The sequence below is a fragment of the Rohdeia mirabilis genome, assembly GCA_007750655.1.
GTDB lineage: Bacteria > Planctomycetota > UBA1135 > UBA1135.
This window is the reverse complement of the sequence record CP036290.1, coordinates 145,907-165,139: the sequence shown is the minus strand read 5'-3', so window position 1 is coordinate 165,139 and position 19,233 is coordinate 145,907. Positions and strand designations below refer to the sequence as shown.

The window sequence follows — 19,233 nt, the reverse complement described above, 5'->3', positions numbered from 1 at the left end:
GACCCGCTCGACTCGCGCCGCGTCAGGGCATGACGTGCAGCTGGAGCCCGTGAACGGCCGTGTCGTCCTGGACGTAGACGTCGAGCGCGCCGTCCTCGAGCAGTTCGAGCAGGGGCGGGCTGTCGCCGCGCGGCTCGAGGCTTCCGAGGTCGATGTAGAAGGTCTGGCGCGCGCCGGTCGGCCACTTCCCGCCGGCCGCGAGAAGGCTGATCCGGCTGCCCCAGGCGAAGCCGTCCTCACCGAGATACTCGAGGCAGATGCCGTCGTTCAGCGCCATGCCCGACGCGGCTTCGAGCTCGATCTCGAGGACGGCCGCGGAGACCGGCCCCCTGCCGAAGCCGCGGATCGTGTGCACGAAGTGCAGGTCGGGGCGCCGTTCGCCCAGGGGACGCCACTTCTCGACGTCTCCGGGGAGGGCGGCGAAACCGTTGGCCGTGTCGGGGGCGAGGGCTTCGACGCCTTCTCCCTCGAACGGCGCGCCGAGCCAGCGCCCGTCGAAGGTGGCGAGCGCGATGTCGAGTTCGACGTCCTCGCCCTCGAACGGGATCTCGACCAGGACGGTGGTGAACGCGCTGTTGCTGGCGTGCAGGTCGAGGCGCCAACGGCCGGGTGAGAGGCGGTCGACCGTCAGGAGCCCCGGGCTGCGCACCACGTCGGCTGGATGGACCTCGTTGCGGAACGAGCCGCCGACGAGGAGCGACTCGGGGTGCTCGCCCTCGGGGATCGCGGCCAGCGCCTCGAGCGTGAGCTCGACATGGTCGGGATACAGCAAGGCACCATCGACCGCCGACGTCAGTCGCACGACCAGGCGCGGCGCGTCCGATCCGCGCGCTGGAAGCTGGATGAAGTGGTCGCGCCCCTGCACGTCGACGGGGTAGGTCCACTCGACGCCGACGAACAGGTCGGGCGCGACGACGAGCTGGCCGCCGCGGCGCGCGTCGGAGCCTTCGATCTCGAACCAACCGGTGACGTCCGTCGTCGCTGCGGCCTCGGCGACGCGCGTACCGAACTTCGCCAGGTCGCCGACGCCCTTCACCGTGTTCATGCCGAGCGCCGAAGTGCTCATCGTGCCGATCTCGTGGAAGTCCGAGTCGTAGGTGTAGAGGTCGTCGCCCGACAGCAGTTGCTGGGATGGGACCTGTGCTGCGCCGGAGCCCGGGATCCAGATCAGGTCGGCGCCTTCGACCGGAGCGCCGTAGCGATCGATCACCTGACCGCGAATCACCGGCGGCGCATCCTTCGGCGCGGCGACCGGGACCTCGACGGCGATGCGATCGTCGGCCTCGGCCCCCTCTTCGACGAGCGGTTCGTCCGCGGCGGTCGCATCGGTGTCCGTCGTGCCGTTCGCGGTGTCGCCGGCCAGCGCCACCGGCCCGAGCGGACCGCGTTCGTCGCTCTGCTCGTCGCTGCCCGCCGTTCGGCCGAAGAGCCCGAGACGGTCGCCGCCGAGCAGGATCGCGAGCAGGGCGACGGCGAGGGCTCCGATGACCAGGAGCAGTTGCGAGCGGCGGGACATGGATCGGGGGGCGAGGGGGAGACGGGCGAGCGTCGACGAAGCGCGGCGAGGAGGTGGCTCGCGAGCGGCGATCGGAGGCAGGCGGTTCGCGGAAGGCGTGCGATCGAGGCGCGTGGTCGGCGGTGGGCGCGTGCGCGGCCGACCAGCGAGCTGTGCGTCCCGACCTGAGGGCCGCGACCTGCCGACCGTGGCCCGTCAGGACCGGTGACCGACGCGCTCGAACCGATCCGAGCGCTGGAACGTGCCGCCGCGAGGGATCGGCGGCGCGGGCGGTGGGAACAACGGACGGGGCCTCCGCTATGTTGGCGCCATGCGCACGGTACCGCTGGTCGTCTCACTCATCGCCGTCCTCTCCCTGCTCCCAGCCTGTCGCAGCACGCCCGACTACGGCCGCGGCCTCGCGCCGGGCGCGTCGGCCCTGCTGCCGCTCGCCCCGGACGAACCGCGGCCCGACGTCGGCGCCGCCTGGCACGACCGCGACGACGTTCTGGAGGCGCTCGAGCGCTCGCGCGTGTGGCTCGAGCGGCGGGTCGCGCGGGATCGCTATCCGATCGCCGGGATCGAGCACCGCCGCGCGTTGGCGAGCGTGACGCGCCTCGGGCAACTGCTGCGCGAGAGCCCCGACGCCGAGTCGTTCAATCGCTCGGTGCAGTCGGAATTCGTGTTCTACAAGAGCGCGGGTTGGGACGGCCGCGGTGGCGGCGTGCTGTTCACGGGGTATTACACGCCAATCTTCGACGCGCGGCGCGAGCCGGACACGCTGTACCGATATCCGCTCTATTCGAAGCCCGAGGGCTTGGTGCGCAAACCCGACGGAACGGTTGTGCGACAGTTGGCGACAGGTAGCGAACTCCCCGCGCCGACGCGGCGCGCGCTCGAGGAGACCGACATGCTGCGCGGTCGCGGCCTCGAGCTCGCGTATCTGAAGGACCCGTTCGACGCGTACCTGTGCCACGTGCAGGGCTCGGCGTTCCTGCGGATGGAGGACGGGACGATGCTCAAGCTCGGCTTCGGCGGCACGAACGGACGCGAGTACACGTCGCTCGCGAAGGAGCTGGTGAAGGCAGGCGAGATCCCCGAGGACCACTCGGGCATCCCGGCGCTGCGCGAGTGGGCCGAACGCAATCGCGAGCGCCTCTTCGATTTCACGCGCCGCAACGAACGCTTCGTCTTCTTCACGCCGATCGAAGGCACACCGCACGGCAGCCTCGACTTCCCGGTGACGCAGGACCTGTCGCTCGCGACCGACAAGAGCCTGTTCCCGCCCGCCGCGCCGGTCTTCGTCGACAGCTCGGTCGCGAACGCGTCGACCAACGGCTACAGCACGTTCCGCCAGATGATGTTCGACCAGGACACGGGCGGCGGCATTCGCACCGCGGGTCGCGGCGACATCTACCTGGGTATCGGCGACGACGCGGGGCGGCGGGCAGGGCGCACGAAGGCGGAAGGACAGCTCTACTACTTCTTCCTCGAGCCGGGATTGGTGGGGCTGTATTCGCCGCGGGCTGGTGACGGGATCGCGCCGTGATCGACGGCGCGACGGGTAGCGAGACGGATGGCGCGGCCGACGGCGGAGCGGCGGACGCACGCGAACCGGCGAGCGCGAGTGCGGTGACGGACGACGACCGAGCCACGAACGTCGGCGAGGTCGTCGCCGTCTGCGTCGGCACGGGCGGCATCCCGAACCACCCGGTCTCTTCCGCGCGCGTCGACGCGAACGGCCTCGAGGGCGACAAGCACCGCTACCACCTGCACGGCGGCCCAAGTCGCGCGGTGTGCCTGTTGAGCGAGGAGGACGTGCGCTCGCTCGAGAACGACGGCGTCGAGGTCGGCGGACCGGGTGCGTTCGGCGAGAACCTGCTCGTTCGTGGATTGGATCGCGCCGCGCTGCGTCCCGGCGATCGCTTGGCCGTCGGCGACGAGGTCGTGATCGAGCTGTGCGAGGTGCGCGAGCCCTGCAACACGCTGAAGCCGCTCGATCGCCGCTTTCCGGATCTGATGATCGGGCGGAGCGGGTGGGTGTGCAGCGTCGTGGTCGCGGGCACGTTGACGGCGGGTCAGCGCGTGTGGCGGGTGGGATCGACCTCGACCGAGTAGCCGACGGATCGAGCGACCCCAGACCGAGCCGAACATCGCGATCGTGGCGCCGGTTGCTCGTTCGGACTCGCGCGGAGCATCGTGGAGCTGCATCCGCGCACGACACCCAGCGCACTCGAGAGCGCGTCAGAGGTATGCGACTCTCGAGTGATCGGGAGTTGAACCGGCCGACCACGTTCGGGCCACGTTCACCTGCGCTGCGCCCGTCCTGTGGGAGTCCGCTAGGATCACGCTCACTCCGACCCCGACCGACGAGATTCCATGCGCTCCGCCCTCACGCTCTCCTCCCTCGCTCTCCTCGCTCTCCTCGCACTCCTCGCACTCACCTCTTGCGCCTCGATGCACGGGGAGCCGGCCGCCGAAGACCACGCCGCGATCCGTGCCGCCGTCGAGGACTACGTCCTGGCGATCTACGAGGCCACGCCCGAGCGCATCGAGCGCAGCGTCGCCCCGGACCTGGCGAAGGTCGGCTAGTACCGCGACGAGGAGACGGGTGACTACTCGCGCATGCCCATGACGCGCGACCAGCTCATCGCGCTCGCGGGTTGGTACAAGGACAGCGGCAATCTCTCGGCCGACCCGCGGAAGAAGATCGAGGTGGTGGACGTGCTCGAGAACGTCGCCACCGCGAAGCTCGTCGCCGATTGGGGCGTGGACTTCATGCAACTCACGAAGACCAACGGCGAGTGGCAGATCGTGCACATCGTCTGGAACAGCCACCCGGAGTAGGCCCGTGACATTGGAGCGGCGGCGTGTCGTGGGGCTCCAGCGGGCCCGCGCGATGGCCCGACTCCGGCGCGTGCGAGAGATCGGCCGGTGCTCGGGCCCTCCTGGCACCTCGGGTTCGTTCGGTGCGTCCGGCGCCGAGGTGTCCCGAACGCGGACGGGGCGCGCGGCGAGACGGGGCGCTCGGGCTTCGACCGGTGGGCCCGGGCCCGCCGATGGATGGCGCCGATCGACGGGCAGGGCGGAAGGAACACGGCAAGCGGGCTCGACCGACCCGCACGATCGCTGGGTGGCGGGACCCGGCGGCTTCCGACTCACCGGCCGACCCGCGCTCGTCGCACGTCGGCGTAGCATGCGGAGCCGGTCCTCGCCCGACGGACCGCTCCGCACCCCGCCCCACCGCTCCGCCATGCGAACCGCCCTGCGCCTCGTCCTCGTCGCCGTCCTCGCCCTCACCTTCCTGCCGCCCGCGACCGCCCAGGACGGCGAGAACTCCACCCGCAAGATCCGCGCGGAACCGAGCGCCATGGCGGCGAAGGCCGGCCAAGCGATCCAATGGCGCGCGTCGATCGACGAGGCCATCGCCGAAGCCGCGCGCACCGACAAGCCCGTCTTCTGGTACGTGCCGTCGGTCGCGGGGACGTTCATGGATCGCAAGGTCGAGGTCGATCGCTACATGCTCGCCGGCCCGTTCTCGTGGCCGCGCACGATCGAGCTGCTCAACGCCGCGTACGTCCCGGTGCGCGCGGAGACCACGAAGGAGCTGAACGAGCGCTTCGGGCTCGAGCGCGTCGAGTTCATCGAGCCGGGCTACCTCGTGCTCGCGGCGGACGGCTCGGAAGCGTGGCGCGTGGACCAGATCACGACCTTCCACCCGCGCCAGTTCCTGCAGCCGCTCGAGTCGTTCGTCGGGCGCACGCCGATCGACTCGGACCTGCCGGGATCGGTCACCGTCGAACGGCTGAAGTCCTTCCCGACCGGTGCCGCGCTGGCGCAGGCGCTCGAGTCCGGCACGCGCGTCGAACGGGTCGCGATGCGCGCGGCGATCGGCGGCGAGATCGTGCCCGAGCTGCTGTTCCTCTTCGGCGTGCAGGCGCACCAGGCCGGCAACGACGCCTGGGGCCGCGAGCTGTGGACCGAGCTGATGGCCAAGCACCCCGACCACCCGCTCGCCCACAAGGTCGCGATGGAACTCGAGGGTCACGGCCCGTTCCTGCGCGGATTCGAGGTCTACGGTCCGTTGAAGGCGAGCGTCCTCGCCCAACCCGGCCGCGGCACGCAGTCGGCGTCCGCGTTCGAAGCGGCCGAGGTCTGGCGCGCCGGCATCCAGTTCCTGCGCGGACTGCAGAACGACGCCGGCGGCTTCGAGGACTCGTACTACGACTTCGGTGGCACCGACGGCCTGCCCAACGTGCACGTGGCGGTGAGCGCGGTCTGCGGCATCGCGCTCGAACACGCCGGCCACAGGAGCGAACCCGCGCGCGCCGCCTTCGACCTGGCGCGTCGCTACCTCCTCGACGACTCGAACATCAATCCGTCCGACAGCGACGAGCAGATCTGGGCGCACCTGTACCGCCTGCGCTTCCTCGCCGCCTGCATGGACGGCGACCTCGAGGCCAAGTCCTGGGCGCTCGCCCCCGCCCAACGCATCGCCGGTCAACTGGTCGAGATGCAGGGCGAAGGCGGACCCTGGTACCACGAGTACCCGAACCCCTTCGTCACCGCCTCGTGCCTCGTCGCGCTGCACGACGTGAAGCGCCACGGAGTGACGGTCGACCGCGCGGTCGTGGACAGCGCGCTCGACGCCCTCGAGACCTGTCGGACCGCCGACGGCGCGTTCACCTACGGCATGCCGCGGCGCGAAGCTCGGGCGGCGGTCGAGGCCAGCGTCGCGCGCGGTCCGCTGTGCGAACTGGCGCTGGTGCAGTGGGGCCGCAGCTCGCAGGAACGGCTGCTCGCGGCGATCCAGGCGTCGTTCGAGCACGAGGAGCCGCTGTTCAAGATCCGCAAGTACGACGACCACACGCGCTTCCACGCCTACGGCGGGTTCTTCTTCTGGTACGGCCTGCGCGGGCGCGCGGAGGCGATCGCGAACCTCGAGGACGCCGGTGCGCGCCGCCGGCTCGCGTCGAAGGCGCGCGAGCAGATCCTCGCCCTGCCCGAGTTCGACGGCTGCTTCGTGGACAGCCACGAGATCGGCCGCGCCTACGGCACCGGCATGGCGCTGTGGTCGCTGAGCGTGCTCGACGGCCTGCGGTAGTGGTCCGGCCGCGGCGCGCGTTCGCGTGCGCCGCGGCGGGTCGAGCGAGGGCATCTGCGTCGACGTTCTGCGCGAACTCGCTGCAGCGCGAGCTCCTCGCTGCGCCGCGTGCCCGCTCGTCCACGGCAGGCGACCGCGCCTTCGCGACGACCTGCGCCCGACCCACCGTGCCCATGCGCATCGCCACCTGCGACCACCACGAAGTGACGCTGCCCGAGCAGCACCGCTTCCCGATGGGCAAGTACGCGGCGCTGCGCGAACTGCTGCTCGGCGAAGGCATCGTGCGCGCCGACCAGCTGGTGGCCGCCGAGCCGGCCGCCATCGACGACGTGATGGCGGTGCACGACGCCGAGTACGTCCAGGGCTTCCTCGGCGGCACGCTCGACCGCAAGGCGATCCAACGCATCGGCTTCCCCTGGTCCCAGGACATGGTCATGCGGTCGCTCGCCAGCGTCGGCGCCACACTCGTCGCCCTCGAGAGCGCGTTCGAATTCGGCCTCGGAGCGAGCCTCGCCGGCGGCACCCACCACGCCCACGCGGACTTCGGCAGCGGGTTCTGCGTCTTCAACGACCTCGCCGTCGCCGCGCGACGAGCCCTCGACACGGGCCGCGCCCGCCGCGTCCTCGTGTTCGACGTGGACGTGCACCAGGGCGACGGGACGGCCGCGCTCTTCACCGACGAACCGCGCGTGTTCACCTGTTCGATCCACGGCGCGAGGAACTTCCCGGCGCGCAAGCAGGTCTCGGACCTCGACGTGGCCCTGGCCGACGGGACCGGTGACGCGGCGTACCTCTTGGCGCTCGAGCGGGCGTTGGACGAGGCGCTCGAGCGCTCGCAGCCGGACCTGGTGCTGTACCAGGGTGGCGTGGACGTGCTCGGGACGGACACGCTCGGGCGGCTCGACCTGTCGCTCCACGGCGTGCGCGAGCGGGATCGAACGGCGCTGGGTCGGTTTCGCGGCGAAGGCCTCCCGGTCGTATTGACGCTCGGCGGTGGCTACGCCGATCCGATCGAGGACACGATCGCGGCCTACGCGAACACCCACCGCGAGGCCGCCGCCCTCGCGACGCTCGACGGACCGACCCGCCCCCGGAACCGCGACACCGACGGGAACGTCGATGTGAACGGGGACGTGCCCGGTGCGCCGAGCGACGCCCGCACGCGGTAGCATGCCGGCTGCCGCCCCCCCTGCCGGCTCGCGAACTGCCCGACACGAACTGCTCGACGCGCCAGCCCCGACACCCATCGCCGGACCGCCCGCGCCCTCCCCACCGATCTCACCCGGATCGCCTCGCCCCACCGATCCGACGGATCACCAGAAGCACGCCATGGCCAGCTACGACGTCGACCGCCACACCCTCGAGCCCGTCGAGGGCGACACCCAGATCGCACTCACCATCTGGGCCACGGACGGCAGCAAGTGGGAGTACGGCATTCCGTACAACCCCGCTTCGGGCCGCTACACGTTCGAAGAGATCGACGTGCTGGAGATGGACTTCGGCGCCGACTTCACCGAGCCGCTCGTCGACGAGATCGAGTCGCTGCTGCAGCGACTGACGCGCGTCGACGAATAGCGCGCAAGGTGGCCGCGGATGGCGCGCCGGCCACCCGCGCGCTCAGCGACCTTCCACGTGCAAGTAGCGCGTGTGCTTCTCGAGCGTGCGCAGCGTCAGGTACGCCACAGTGGAGAAGCCCATGAGTCCGACCCAGATCGGGTCGACGAGGAACTCCCCCTTGTAGAACCAGTCGCCGCCGATCTCGAAGGCGAAGAGCACCGCGACGAAGCCGAACGTGCCGCCGTACTCGCGCTCGAGCACGTTGCGCAGCGAGAACGGCAGGTTCGGCCGCACATAGCCCGAGAAGCGCGGCCAGAAGGCCGGCGTGGCGGCGGCCCGGGGACCGTAGGGGCCGTTGAACTTCTCCACGAGGAAGCGCTCCTCGGCCATGACGACGCGCTCGTAGACCAAGAGGAACGCCATCGTCGCGACGAGCACGATGCGCCAGTCGCGCACGAACATCGCCGCGCCGAGCCACATGAACGCGTTGCCGAGGTAGAGCGGGTTGCGGACGACCGAGTAGAGGCCCGTCGTGTTGAGCACCGCCGCAACCTGGCCGCGTTCCGTGTTGCGCCCCGAGGTGTCCGCCGGCGCGTGGCCGACCACATGGGCGCGGATGGCGACCCCGATGCCTCCGACGACGAGACACACGCACTCCCAGACGTGATCGAGGTGGTGACTACCGTCCGGCCAGTGGAAGTGGCGCAGTTCGACGGCGACGAGCGCCACAAGCACCAGGGGGACGTAGCTCTGTCAGCGGAACGGTCGGTCGCCCGCCCGCCGCATGTCGTTCTCGTAGGTCATCGAATCAGCGCTCCACGCGGGCTTCTGCGGCGTGCACGGCTCCGGACGATCCAAGTGCTCCAGGTTCGGGCAGGTGGTAGATCCGGCGCTTGTAGAGGATCGACGGCAACAGCGCGTGGGCCAGTGCCGTCCGTTCGAACTCGTCGTCCGCGGCGCGTTCGACGAGCGCGCTGCCGGTCCACGTGAAGTGCGACGCGGGCAGGCGCGGCTGGTGCACCACCACGCGATCGCCCGCCATGTAGGCCTGGTTCGCGCCGTACTGCATGATCGCGCGGCCCTCGGCGTCGTCCGGCAACTTGGTCAGGTCGGTGCCGATCATCGGGTGGACGCCCGACACGCCGATCAACGACATGAGCGTCGGCGGCAGGTCGATCTGGCTGGCGATGCGACCGTCGCGGCGCGGTTCGACCGGACCACCGAGGATCACCGCGGGAATGTGGAAGTGCTCGATCGGGACGAGCGACGCGCCGTACACGCGCGAGTCGTGGTCGGCCACGATCACGAAGATCGTGTCGTCCCAGTAGGGCGAGGTGCGCGCGCGTTCGAAGAACTGCCCGAGCGCGTAGTCCGCGTAGCGCACGGTGTTCCGCACGGTCGCGGGGTCCTCGTCGTAGAGCTCGAAGTCGCCCTGCGGGTACTCCCAGGGCGAGTGGTTCGACACGCTGAACGCGAGTGTGAACAGCGGCTCGTCGCCGCGCGCCATGAGCATCTCGTGCGTCTTGTCGAGGATGTCCTCGTCGCACACGCCCCAGGAACCGGCGAACTTCGGATTCTCGTACTCGTCCTGGTCGATGATCTCCTGGAAGCCGTTGCCGGAGAAGAAGCTCTTCATGTTGTCGAAGTGGCTCTCCCCGCCGTAGATGAACTGCGTGCGATAGCCCTTGCGACCCAGATAGTCGGCGATCGTGAAGAAGCCCGTCTGCGACATGCCGAGTTTCACGACCGAACGCGCGGGCGTCGGCAGGAAGCTCGAAACCATGGCTTCGATGCCGCGCACCGAACGCGTTCCCGTCGCGTACAGGTTGTCGAACCACCAGCCCTCGTCCTGGAGCGTGTCGAGGAACTGCGTCACGGGCTCGCCGCCGAGCGCACCGACGTACTGCGCGCCGAGGCTCTCCTCGAGCAGGATCACGAGGTTGTAGGGCTTCGTGCGCGGCGCCGACGAGTCGTGCTGGTGCTGCGTCGGTACTTCACCTGCCACGAACGCCTCGGCCGGAACAGTGGTCATCGACTCGCGCACGAGGCGGAAGACCTCTTCGTCCCCGCCCGACATGCGGCCGTAGGCCTCGCCCGCGTCGGCCTCGTGCTGCATCTGATCGACCGCGTAGGCCACCGAATAGAACGAACTGAGGCAGAGTTCGTTGAGCAGGTGGTCCTGGCTGAACGCGACCGAGCTGGGGTTGGCGGGGCGGTGCTTCAAGCTCGAGCGCGCGCCGAGGAAGATCAGCGGCGCGACCAACAGGAACAGGCCGATGCGGCCGAGGACGCCGGTGTTCGTGGTCGGGCGCGTCACACGCGAGAACAGCTTCCACGCGGCCAGCGTCGCGATCGTCGAGAGCACCGTCGTGATGAGGATCTCGAGGCGATAGCCCTGCAGGAGCATCGATCCGACCTCGACCGGGTACACGAGGTACTCGACGAACAGCCGGTTCGGGCGGCTGTCGTACTCCATGATGAAGGCCGGCGTGATGATCTCGAGGAACAGGAACCCGACCGTCGCGAGCACGAAGTAGACGTGCAGGACGCGCGAGGTCCACCGGCCGACAGTTCCCGTTCCGCCCGCGACGAGCGCGATCACGAACGCGGGCGCCAGCATGTAGCTGAGGATCAACAGGTCCATCCGCAGGCCGCCCGAGACGATGTTCCAGACGTCCGTGAGACCCGAGATCCGGTGCGTCTGCCAGATGGTCAGACCGAGTCGCGAGAGGCTCGTCGCCGCCAGCACCAGCAGCAGGAAGCGCAGGTGCGGCGTCAGGAGTCCGGCGCGAGCGGTGGTCCTACCCGGCGCGGTCGCGGGAGCGGGGGGCTGATCGATCAGGGTCACGGGGTGGTCGTCGGGGAGGGTCGCCGGTCCAGCGCCGCGGAGTTCCCCCGTCGCGGGAACGAGATTGACCGACCCTTCACGCCCCACGGCATTACGGGTCTGCAAGCCGCAGCTCCTCGCGCCGCTGTAATCGCGAACGGGTCGACGAGCACTGGTGGAAGCCTGCGCCGTGCTGCACCCTGGCCGACCGGGCGCTCGTCCGGCGCTCCTAGCGCACAGGACTCGTCCCGCCACGAAGCCATGCACCTGTGCCTGATCGATGACGACGCCGCTCTGCTCGCTACCTTGAGCCGCGGCCTGTCGGAGCTCGGGCACGAGTGCGAGACCTTCACCTCGGCGACCGCGGGTGTCGAGCACCTCCTGCACCCGGGCAGCGCGCGGCCGGACGTGCTGCTGCTCGACGTGATGATGCCGGACCTCGACGGCTGGGAAGCGCTCGCGCGGCTGCGGGCGGGCGGGTTCGACGCGCCGGTCATCTACCTCTCGGCGCGGCGCGAGGTCGACGATCGCGTGCGCGGCCTCGATCTGGGCGCGGACGACTACATGGTCAAGCCGTTCGCCCTGATGGAACTCGTCGCGCGGATCAACGCCGTCGTCCGGCGCCGCGGCCAGCGCGCTCCGTTCACGATCGGTGGTCTCGTCGTCCACCGCGACCGGCCCCGCGTCGAGCTCGACGGGCGAACGCTGGACACGAGCCTGCGCGAGCACGCGTTCCTCGAACTCCTGTTCTCCGAGCCAGAGCGCGTCTTCTCGAAGGCCGAGCTCTTGCACGAACTGTGGGAGATCGACTTCGACCCGCGCACGAACGTGGTCGAGGTCTTCATCGCACGCCTGCGGCGCAAGTTGGGGCCGACGTGCTCGGGCCTCGTGGAGACCGTGGTGCGCGAGGGTTACCGACTGGCGCGGGAGACGCCGCAGTGACGCCCGTGGTGAAGCGCATGCCGCGCGCCTGGAGTCTGCGCCGCCGCATCGTGCTGTGGTTCGTCGTCGGCGTCGCGCTCCTCCTGACGATCGGCGGCGTCTTCATGTCGTGGTTCGTCGAGGACACGCTGCGGCGCGAACTCGACTCGCTCGTGGTCGAGGAGCTGGCCGAACTGCGAGTCGCCATTTCGCGCTCGGTCGTCGACGAGTCCGAGCTGATCGCGATCACGCGCTCGCTCGAACTGGCGCACCCGGGCTTCCACATGGGGGTCCGAGTCCGGAACGGCGACCTGGGACCGCCGTGGTTCTCGCGCGGCTCGATCCCGCCGGAGCGGTGGCCGGTGGACACCACGCCCGAGCACAGGAGCGGGCGCGCGGCCAGCGACTCGATGCGCCGCCTCTCGGGCACCGTGGACGCTCGCGTGAGGATGGAGGACGGCTCGGTCGAGGAGCGCTCGCTCGTGGCCGAGCTCGCCGTCGACGGCGCGCCGCGAGCTTCGGACCTGCACCGGACGGAGGCGCTGTTCCTGCTCCTGTCGCTGCTCGGCGGAGTCGCGACGATCCTCGGTGGTTCGCTCCTGGCACACCGGCTGGCGCGATTGCTCGAGCAGATCGCCGAGTCCGCGGGTGCGGCGCGCCTCGACGAGTCGTCGGAGCTGCACGCTCCGCAGTCCGCGCCCGAGGAGGTGCGTCACGTGGTCGACGCGTTCCGCAGCTCGGTGCAGGCGATGCGCGCGGAACACTCGCGCAACGTGCTCCTGACCGCGGGCCTGGCGCACGAACTGCGCTCCCCGCTGCAGAACCTGATCTCGTCGGCCGAGGTGGCGCTCCTGCGTCCCCGCCCAGAGGCCGAGTACGAGAGCCTGGTGCGCTCGCAGCTCGAAGAACTGCGCTCGCTCGCGCTCGTCGTCGACAACCTGATGACGCTCACCGCGCTGCGCGACTCACAGTCGTTGCCGCGGCGCGAGCGCTTCGACCTCGGCGCCGAAGTCTCGATCCGGCTCACACAGGAACGCGAGGAGGCCCGGCGCCGGAAGGTGCGCCTCGATCTGGAAGTCTCCGGCGACTGCGAGCTGCTCGGCGACCGCGAGGCGCTGGTCCTGATGGTGCGGAACCTGGTGGCGAACGCGATCCGCTGGGCGCCGAGTTCGACCACCGTGGAACTCGTCCTCGAGCGGTCGGGCGACGGCCTGCGGATCCTCGTCGACGACGCGGGACCGGGTGTGGCCGAGGCCGAGCGCGACGCGATCTTCGAAGCCTTCCACATGGGCGCGGTGCCGGACGGAGCGCGCGCGGGATACGGGCTCGGGCTGGCGCTCGCGCGCACGGCGGCCCGCTGTCACGGCGGCGACATCCAGGTCGACCGGTCACCGGCGGGAGGTGCGCGCTTCACGGTCGACCTGCCGCTCGCGCTCGACGGCGACGAACGACGCTGACGCGCGAACCGCGGCTGGAATGCGCCGTTTCGTACGATGCCGCCACGGACCCACGGCGGTGGAACGGTCGACCGACCCGACGGGGGCACCCGCAGGCGCTCGACCTCTCGCACGGGCACGCTCCATGATTCGCTCCGTCTCGTTGGACCTGGGAGGCACGCTCCTGACCGAAGTCCCGCCGCGCTTCGAGATCTACGCGAGCGAGGCGCGACGCGAGGGATTCGACGTCGATGCCGCGCGGATGAAGGGCCTGATGCGCGGCGCTCACGCTCGCCTCCCGCGCGAACTCGACGGCGCGTTCCGCTACAGCGACCCGTGGTTCGAGCGCTTCATCGCCGAGATCTTCGCGGTCGACCTCGGCCTCGGCGCCGAGCGACTCCCCGAGGTGACCGAACGGCTGTTCGAACGCTTCGAGTCCCCCACAAGCTTCCGCCTCTTCCCGGGCGTCGAGCGGCTGCTCGAAGGTCTGCGCGCTCTGGACCTGCGGGTCGGCGTGCTGTCGAACTGGAGCGCGCGCCTGCCCCGGGTGCTGGCCGCGGTCGGTCTGGACGGCGCGTTCGACTTCGTCGTCTGCTCCGCGCTCGACCGCGTGGAGAAGCCCGACCCCCGCGCCTTCCTGCTCGCGGCCGAGCGGGCGGGCGTCCTGCCGTCCGAACTGTGCCACGCGGGCGATCGGGTCGACCTGGACGGAGCGGCGCGGGAGGCCGGCTGCGAGTTCGTCCACGTCCGTCACCCCGGCGCGGTCGACACGACCATGGACCCCGGCCCTCGCAGCGGTGACCATGTGGCGAGCGCCGCCGGACTGGTGGCGCTGCTGGACCGGATCACCGAACGAGTGCGATGAAGGACGAAACCACAGCGGCGGGCGGCGCCGACCTCGAAGCCGAGCTGGACGGGCTCGTCGCGGCGTTCGCGGGCTTGCGGCGCGACCTCGAGCAGGTGCTTCTCGGTCAGCGCGACGTGGTCGAAGCCATCGTGTGCGCGCTGGTCGCGGATGGCCACGTTCTGCTCGAGAGCCCTCCGGGACTGGGGAAGACGACGCTCGCGCGCTCGATCGCACAGAGCTGCGGCCTCGACTTCCAGCGCGTGCAGTTCACGCCCGACCTCATGCCCGGCGACATCCTGGGCGCGCGCGTGCTCGACGAGGACGAGAACGGTCGCCGACGCTTCGTCCAGCACCGCGGCCCGATCTTCAGCCAGGTCCTGTTGGCCGACGAGATCAACCGCGCCACACCGCGCACGCAGTCGGCGTTGCTCGAGGCGATGCAGGAGCGGCAGGTGACGCTGTACGGCGAGACCCACCCGCTCGATCCCGTCTTCATCGTGCTCGCGACGCAGAACCCGCTCGAGATGGAGGGGACCTATCCCCTCCCCGAGGCACAGCTCGACCGCTTCCTCGCGAAGCTGATCCTGCCGACGCCCGGCGAGGACGACCTGGTGCGCGTGTTCGAGACGACGACCGGCGGCGCCGTGCCCGCGCTCGAGGCGCGACTCGACCACGGCTCCGTGCGACGCGCCCGCGCGCTGGCCGAGCGCATCGCCGTGCCGTCCGATCTGGTGCGGCGCTGCGCGCGGATGGTGCTCGCGTCCGATCCGAACCACGAACACGCGCCCGACGCGATCCGCACCAACCTGCGCTACGGCTCGAGTCCGCGCGGCGGGCAGGCGCTGATGCGGCTCGCGCGCGCGCACGCGTTCGTGCGCGGCGGCCTGCACGTGGACGAGGACGATCTCGCGTTCGCGTGCGTGCCCGCACTGCGCCACCGTTTGGTGCTGAACTACGAGGGCGAAGCTCAGGGCGTCGCCACCGACGATCTGGCGCGCCTCCTGCTCGAACACGCTTCCGCCTGAGGCGCCCCACGATGAATTCCGACCTGCGTTATCGCCTCTGCCAGACCAACCCCGCACTCGGCGCGGTGCACGCGAACCTCGACGACCACTTGACGCGCATCGCCGCCGCGCGCGCGGACGAGGTCGACCTGCTCGTGCTGCCCGAACTGTCGCTGACGGGCTACTTCCTGAAGGACCAGGTGCCCGAGGTCGCGCTCGAACTCGGCGCTCCGGAGCTCGAGCGGATCGCCGAGGCGACGCGCGAGGGCACCGCGGTCGTCGCCGGCTTCGTCGAACGCGCGCGCGACGGGCGCTGCTACAACGCGGTCGGCTGGTTCGAGAACGGCCGCCTCGTGCACGTGCACCGCAAGGTCCAACTCGTCCACTACGGCATGTTCGACGAGGGGCGCGACTTCGCGGCCGGCGAGCACTACGACGTGGTCCGCAGCGCGCGCGCCGACGTCGGGCTGTTGACGTGCGAGGACGCTTGGCACACCGACGGAGCGTTCCTGCACATGCTCGACGGCGCGGACCTGATCGTGGTGCCGAGCGCGAGTCCGGCGCGCGGCGTCCTGGCCTCCGAAGAAGGCGGCCTGGCCTCGGTCGCCGCCTGGGACCGCCTGCTCGCGACGCATGCGATGACGACGACGTGCTACGTGCTGTACGCGAATCGCACGGGGTGGGAGGACGGGATCGGCTTCTCGGGCTACAGCGCGGTGTACGGGCCCGACGGCACGCGGCTCGCGCGGATCGAGAGCATCGAGGAAGGCTGTCTCGACGGCGTGCTCAGCGCGCGCGACCTCTCCGCCCAGCGCACGATGACGCCGTTGCTGCGCGACTCGAAGCCGTGGCTGCTGCAGCGCGAACTCGAGCGCCGTTTCGGAGCCTCCGACCTCGAGTCGTACCTCGACGGCAACTGGGACGAGGACTGGTCGGACGACCCCGACATCGACGTCGATCCCGAACTGGACGCCATCGACGACGAGAACGAGGAATGAGCACGGCGCACGAACTCGATCTGGACCTGCCGCTGGCGACGGACCTGTTGGTGTCGTTCCTGCGCGAGGAGGTCCGCAGCGCGGGCATGGAACGCGCCGTCGTGGGGCTCTCGGGCGGGATCGACTCCGCGCTGTCGCTCGCCCTGTGCGCTCGGGCGTTCGGGCCGGAGAACACGTTGGCGGTACTGATGCCCTACCGCACCTCGAACCCGGACAGCGAGGCGCACGCGATCCTCACCGCGGATCGCTACGGCGTCGAACGACGGCTGATCGACATCTCGCGGATGGTCGACGGGTACATCGAACCGAATGCGGTCGAAGACGGCACGCGGCGCGGGAACGTGATGGCGCGCGCGCGCATGACCATCCTGTACGACCTGTCGGTCGAGTGGCGCGGACTCGTCGTGGGCACCAGCAACAAGACGGAGATGTTGCTCGGGTACTCGACGCAGTGGGGCGACGCCGCACACGCGATCAATCCGCTCGGCGACCTGTACAAGCACCAGGTCGTGCAGCTGTCCGCACACCTCGGCGTTCCGCGCGAAGTGCTCGAGAAGCCGCCGTCCGCGGACCTCGTGGAGGGGCAGACCGACGAGGGCGACCTGGGCTTCACGTACGACCTCGCCGACCGGATCCTGTACCGCCTGGTGGACCGGCGCTACACACGCGCCGACCTCGTGGCCGAGGGGTTCGACGAGACCGTCGTGTCCTCGATCGTGCAGCGCGTCGTCCGCAACCAGTACAAGCGTCGCCCGCCGGTGATCGCGAAACTCGGCTACCGGACCATCAACCAAGACTTCCGCTACCTGCGCGACTGGATGTCGTGAGACGCGGCGACGCCCCGTCGTGAACGAGCGAACGCCGCCTCCGGCCAGGTCGGAGGCGGCGTTCGCGCGTTCTCGGGCCCGCCCTCGTTCACGGCGGACCGAATGGACCAGTCGAACTAGTTCTGCAGCTCGCGGGCCAGTGCGTCGAAGTCGGTCGCGAGGATCTCGCTGTCGGCGATCGGGCCCATCCGCTGGAAGCGCTCCATCTCGTCGGACGAGGTCATCTCGATCATCGGGCCGCGGTAGACGCGGGGCTCGAAGGGACGGCTGCCGCCTTCCTGCGGGTCGAAGGACGCGATGTCCTGCAGCTGGATCGGCAGGTTCTCCGGGAGGCGCTCGCGGCGCTCGAGAGCCGACTTCGCCTTGCGGCAGACCTCGAGGGTCTCGGAGAGGTTCCTCTTGATGCGCTCGAGACGCTCGACGTCGGCGCCGGGGCCGTCGAGCGACCGACGGACCTTGGCGCAGGCCACTTCGAGGACCGCGATCAGGCAGTTGAGCTTGCGCATCAACCGCTGGCGGTAGGCCGGGGAATCCAGGTCGGCCTGGGTGAACTCGTTCTCGTCGCGGTGCTCGCTCATCGGTCGTCGTCGTGATCTGGGCGGTTCGGATGAGTCCCGTCTTCCGGGCTCGATCAAACCTACCCCGACGACCGGTCGGGCACAGGGGAATCGCAAGTTCCGAGCGGGCACGCGCGCGCTCGGCCGACGGTCGGAACTTCTTTCCACACAGGGTGGAACGGCGACCAGGGGCGGAGTCGACCGAACTCGCGCCGCCGGCCGGGAATCGCTCAGGCCGGGTCGAGTTCCGGCAGCATGAGCAGGATCTCGAACGGGTCGAACGTGTGCAGCTGCGCGGTCGCGGAGACCAGGAGCAGCGGGTCCCCTTCGTTGAAGGGGAAGGCCGGGCGGACGTTCGGGCGCACGCCCTGACAGCCGTGCGACTTGACGCGCACGGAGCCGCCGTGGCTCTCGCGCACGATCGCGTCGACGGCGCCCCCGACGAAGTTGCCCACCTCGAGAATGCCGTCCTTCATGGACTGGTCGAGCTCGGTGTCGCCGCGGTGCTCCGCCACGCCCTGGTCCGTCATCATCATCAGGTAGGAGGCCAGCCCGATGGCGTCGGCGAGCGGTACGAGGAGTGCGCCGAAACGGTCCTCACCGTCCACGTCGAACCGCAGCTTGAACGAGATGTGGACACAGTCCTTGCCCGCCGCGCGCCGGTCGATCCGGGACACCTGGGCCTTCGAGATCGTGAAGTTGCGATCCACGATCATCGCCAGGTCGTCGACCACGCGCTCGAGGATCGGGATCGTGAGTTTCGCCTCCGCGGCGGTCGCCGGAGAGGTGTTGGGGGTCGCGCTGGTCGGCATCGGAGAGCGGTCGAGTGGACGGGCAGCCCTCCCCCATCGATCGCTCGGCGGCGGGTGCTGGCTGGGCCTCGCACGGTGGGATCGGCCGCCCGGCGACGCAGCGTGAGCCCGATGGCGCGAAAGTGCGCTGCTCGCAGGGCGATCCGGGTCCCGCGGCGGTCGAACGCGACCGAGCCAGCGGCCGGCCGGGACCCGTCAGGCGGAACGGCGCGTGAGCCCGAAGCGATCGAGCAAGGTCTCGACACCGGCCCGCATGCAGGGCTTGGTCAGGTGCTCGTCGGCCCCCGCATCGTTCGCGGCAGCCACGAGGTCGTCGCGGTCCCTGGGCAGGGTCATGACGATGCAGCGCGGCCCGAACTCGGACTCGCGCAGTCGCGTGGAGAGCTCGAAGCCGTCCAGGGCGGGTAGGTCCCAGTCCACGATCGCGAGATCGAAGGGGCCCTGGCGTTCGACCAGGGCCAGTGCCTCTTCCGCCGTGCCGGCTTCGAGGACGACGAGGCCTGCGTCCGAGAGGATCCGGGCGAGGATCATCCGGATGGCCCGGGAATCGTCGATGACGAGAGCGCGCATGGCGTGGACTTCGGTCGGAGGTCGCATCGGGCTGAAGGACGAGCACGGGCCCCACGGCCCGATCTCGCGCGAGAGACCTCCCCCTCGCCGGCGCCGTGGTCAGGACCCACGTGCGCCGGCTCTTGGACGGACGGCGCCGCGGCCGGTTCCCCGAGGCGCTCCGATCGCCGTCGCGTGGCCCGGTGAGACCCGAATCGGTGGGCGCTCCACGGCCTGAGATCACGGTCTGCGATCACGGTCTGCGCGCATCGCCCACAGCCCTGCGCAACGGCCAGGAC

19 protein-coding genes are annotated in these 19,233 nt (G+C 70.3%); 13 read left to right on the top strand and 6 right to left on the bottom strand.

Translation table 11 applies throughout. From position 1 onward, the window contains the following. Positions 1–22: 22 nt before the first annotated feature. On the bottom strand, positions 23–1,516 hold the full coding sequence (locus tag Pla163_RS00620; RefSeq protein WP_145182000.1) for a hypothetical protein: 1,494 nt from the start codon (positions 1,514–1,516) through the stop codon (positions 23–25). Positions 1,517–1,826: 310 nt separating this feature from the next. Here Pla163_RS00620 and Pla163_RS00615 point away from each other — a divergent pair, with 310 nt between their 5' ends. The 7 genes from Pla163_RS00615 (at position 1,827) to Pla163_RS00585 (ending at position 8,174) form a co-directional block, all read left to right on the top strand. Then, positions 1,827–3,044 carry an MltA domain-containing protein gene (locus tag Pla163_RS00615; protein WP_145181997.1) on the top strand — a complete coding sequence of 406 codons (1,218 nt, stop codon included), beginning with the start codon at positions 1,827–1,829 and terminating at the stop codon, positions 3,042–3,044. Further along, complete coding sequence (locus Pla163_RS00610) at positions 3,041–3,613, top strand: MOSC domain-containing protein (RefSeq protein ID WP_145181995.1); 573 nt, start codon at positions 3,041–3,043, stop codon at positions 3,611–3,613. The genes Pla163_RS00615 and Pla163_RS00610 overlap by 4 nt, the downstream gene beginning before the upstream one ends. A gap of 261 nt (positions 3,614–3,874) precedes the next feature. Next, positions 3,875–4,087 (top strand): nuclear transport factor 2 family protein, encoded by a 213-nt coding sequence (locus Pla163_RS00605; protein WP_145181991.1) that lies wholly within the window; start codon positions 3,875–3,877, stop codon positions 4,085–4,087. Between the two features lie 39 nt (positions 4,088–4,126). Then, on the top strand, positions 4,127–4,342 hold the full coding sequence (locus Pla163_RS00600) for a nuclear transport factor 2 family protein (protein ID WP_419186162.1): 216 nt from the start codon (positions 4,127–4,129) through the stop codon (positions 4,340–4,342). Positions 4,343–4,748: 406 nt separating this feature from the next. Continuing rightward, positions 4,749–6,599, top strand: a complete 1,851-nt coding sequence (locus Pla163_RS00595) for a hypothetical protein (protein ID WP_145181985.1) — start codon at positions 4,749–4,751, stop codon at positions 6,597–6,599. A gap of 173 nt (positions 6,600–6,772) precedes the next feature. Beyond that, positions 6,773–7,768 carry a histone deacetylase family protein gene (locus Pla163_RS00590; RefSeq protein ID WP_145181982.1) on the top strand — a complete coding sequence of 332 codons (996 nt, stop codon included), beginning with the start codon at positions 6,773–6,775 and terminating at the stop codon, positions 7,766–7,768. A gap of 160 nt (positions 7,769–7,928) precedes the next feature. Next, entirely contained in the window at positions 7,929–8,174 is a 246-nt protein-coding gene (locus Pla163_RS00585) for a hypothetical protein (RefSeq protein ID WP_145181979.1), read from the top strand. Positions 8,175–8,216: 42 nt separating this feature from the next. On the opposite strand, the gene Pla163_RS00580 is transcribed toward Pla163_RS00585, so the two are convergent. Together Pla163_RS00580 and Pla163_RS00575 are read right to left on the bottom strand one after the other, a co-directional pair. Next, entirely contained in the window at positions 8,217–8,891 is a 675-nt protein-coding gene (locus Pla163_RS00580; protein WP_419186161.1) for a methyltransferase family protein, read from the bottom strand. 73 nt (positions 8,892–8,964) lie between these two features. Then, positions 8,965–11,004 (bottom strand): LTA synthase family protein, encoded by a 2,040-nt coding sequence (locus Pla163_RS00575; RefSeq protein WP_419186160.1) that lies wholly within the window; start codon positions 11,002–11,004, stop codon positions 8,965–8,967. A 240-nt stretch (positions 11,005–11,244) separates the two neighbouring features. Here Pla163_RS00575 and Pla163_RS00570 point away from each other — a divergent pair, with 240 nt between their 5' ends. From Pla163_RS00570 to Pla163_RS00545, 6 genes are all read left to right on the top strand, one after another. Next, complete coding sequence (locus Pla163_RS00570; RefSeq protein WP_145181972.1) at positions 11,245–11,925, top strand: response regulator transcription factor; 681 nt, start codon at positions 11,245–11,247, stop codon at positions 11,923–11,925. 5 nt (positions 11,926–11,930) lie between these two features. Continuing rightward, the gene (locus Pla163_RS00565) at positions 11,931–13,361 is read left to right on the top strand and encodes a sensor histidine kinase (RefSeq protein ID WP_145181969.1); all 1,431 of its coding nucleotides are present in this window, start codon (positions 11,931–11,933) and stop codon (positions 13,359–13,361) included. Positions 13,362–13,485: 124 nt separating this feature from the next. Then, positions 13,486–14,205: an HAD family hydrolase gene (locus tag Pla163_RS00560; protein WP_419186159.1), complete on the top strand. Its 720-nt coding sequence runs from the start codon at positions 13,486–13,488 to the stop codon at positions 14,203–14,205. Further along, positions 14,202–15,212, top strand: a complete 1,011-nt coding sequence (locus tag Pla163_RS00555; RefSeq protein WP_145181963.1) for an AAA family ATPase — start codon at positions 14,202–14,204, stop codon at positions 15,210–15,212. The genes Pla163_RS00560 and Pla163_RS00555 overlap by 4 nt, the downstream gene beginning before the upstream one ends. Positions 15,213–15,223: 11 nt before the next feature. Next, positions 15,224–16,189, top strand: a complete 966-nt coding sequence (locus Pla163_RS00550) for a nitrilase-related carbon-nitrogen hydrolase (RefSeq protein WP_145181960.1) — start codon at positions 15,224–15,226, stop codon at positions 16,187–16,189. Further along, entirely contained in the window at positions 16,186–17,016 is an 831-nt protein-coding gene (locus Pla163_RS00545) for an NAD+ synthase (RefSeq protein WP_145181957.1), read from the top strand. Before Pla163_RS00550 ends, Pla163_RS00545 begins: the two co-directional genes overlap by 4 nt. A 116-nt stretch (positions 17,017–17,132) precedes the next feature. Here Pla163_RS00545 and Pla163_RS00540 read toward each other — a convergent pair whose 3' ends face one another. The 3 genes from Pla163_RS00540 to Pla163_RS00530 form a co-directional block, all read right to left on the bottom strand. Beyond that, complete coding sequence (locus tag Pla163_RS00540; protein ID WP_145181954.1) at positions 17,133–17,594, bottom strand: hypothetical protein; 462 nt, start codon at positions 17,592–17,594, stop codon at positions 17,133–17,135. 209 nt (positions 17,595–17,803) lie between these two features. Continuing rightward, positions 17,804–18,385, bottom strand: coding sequence for a hypothetical protein (locus Pla163_RS00535; RefSeq protein ID WP_145181950.1), 582 nt, complete (start codon positions 18,383–18,385; stop codon positions 17,804–17,806). 195 nt (positions 18,386–18,580) lie between these two features. Continuing rightward, a complete protein-coding gene (locus Pla163_RS00530; RefSeq protein WP_419186158.1) occupies positions 18,581–18,955 on the bottom strand; it encodes a response regulator in 375 nt (124 codons plus the stop codon). Between the last annotated feature and the right edge of the window lie 278 nt (positions 18,956–19,233).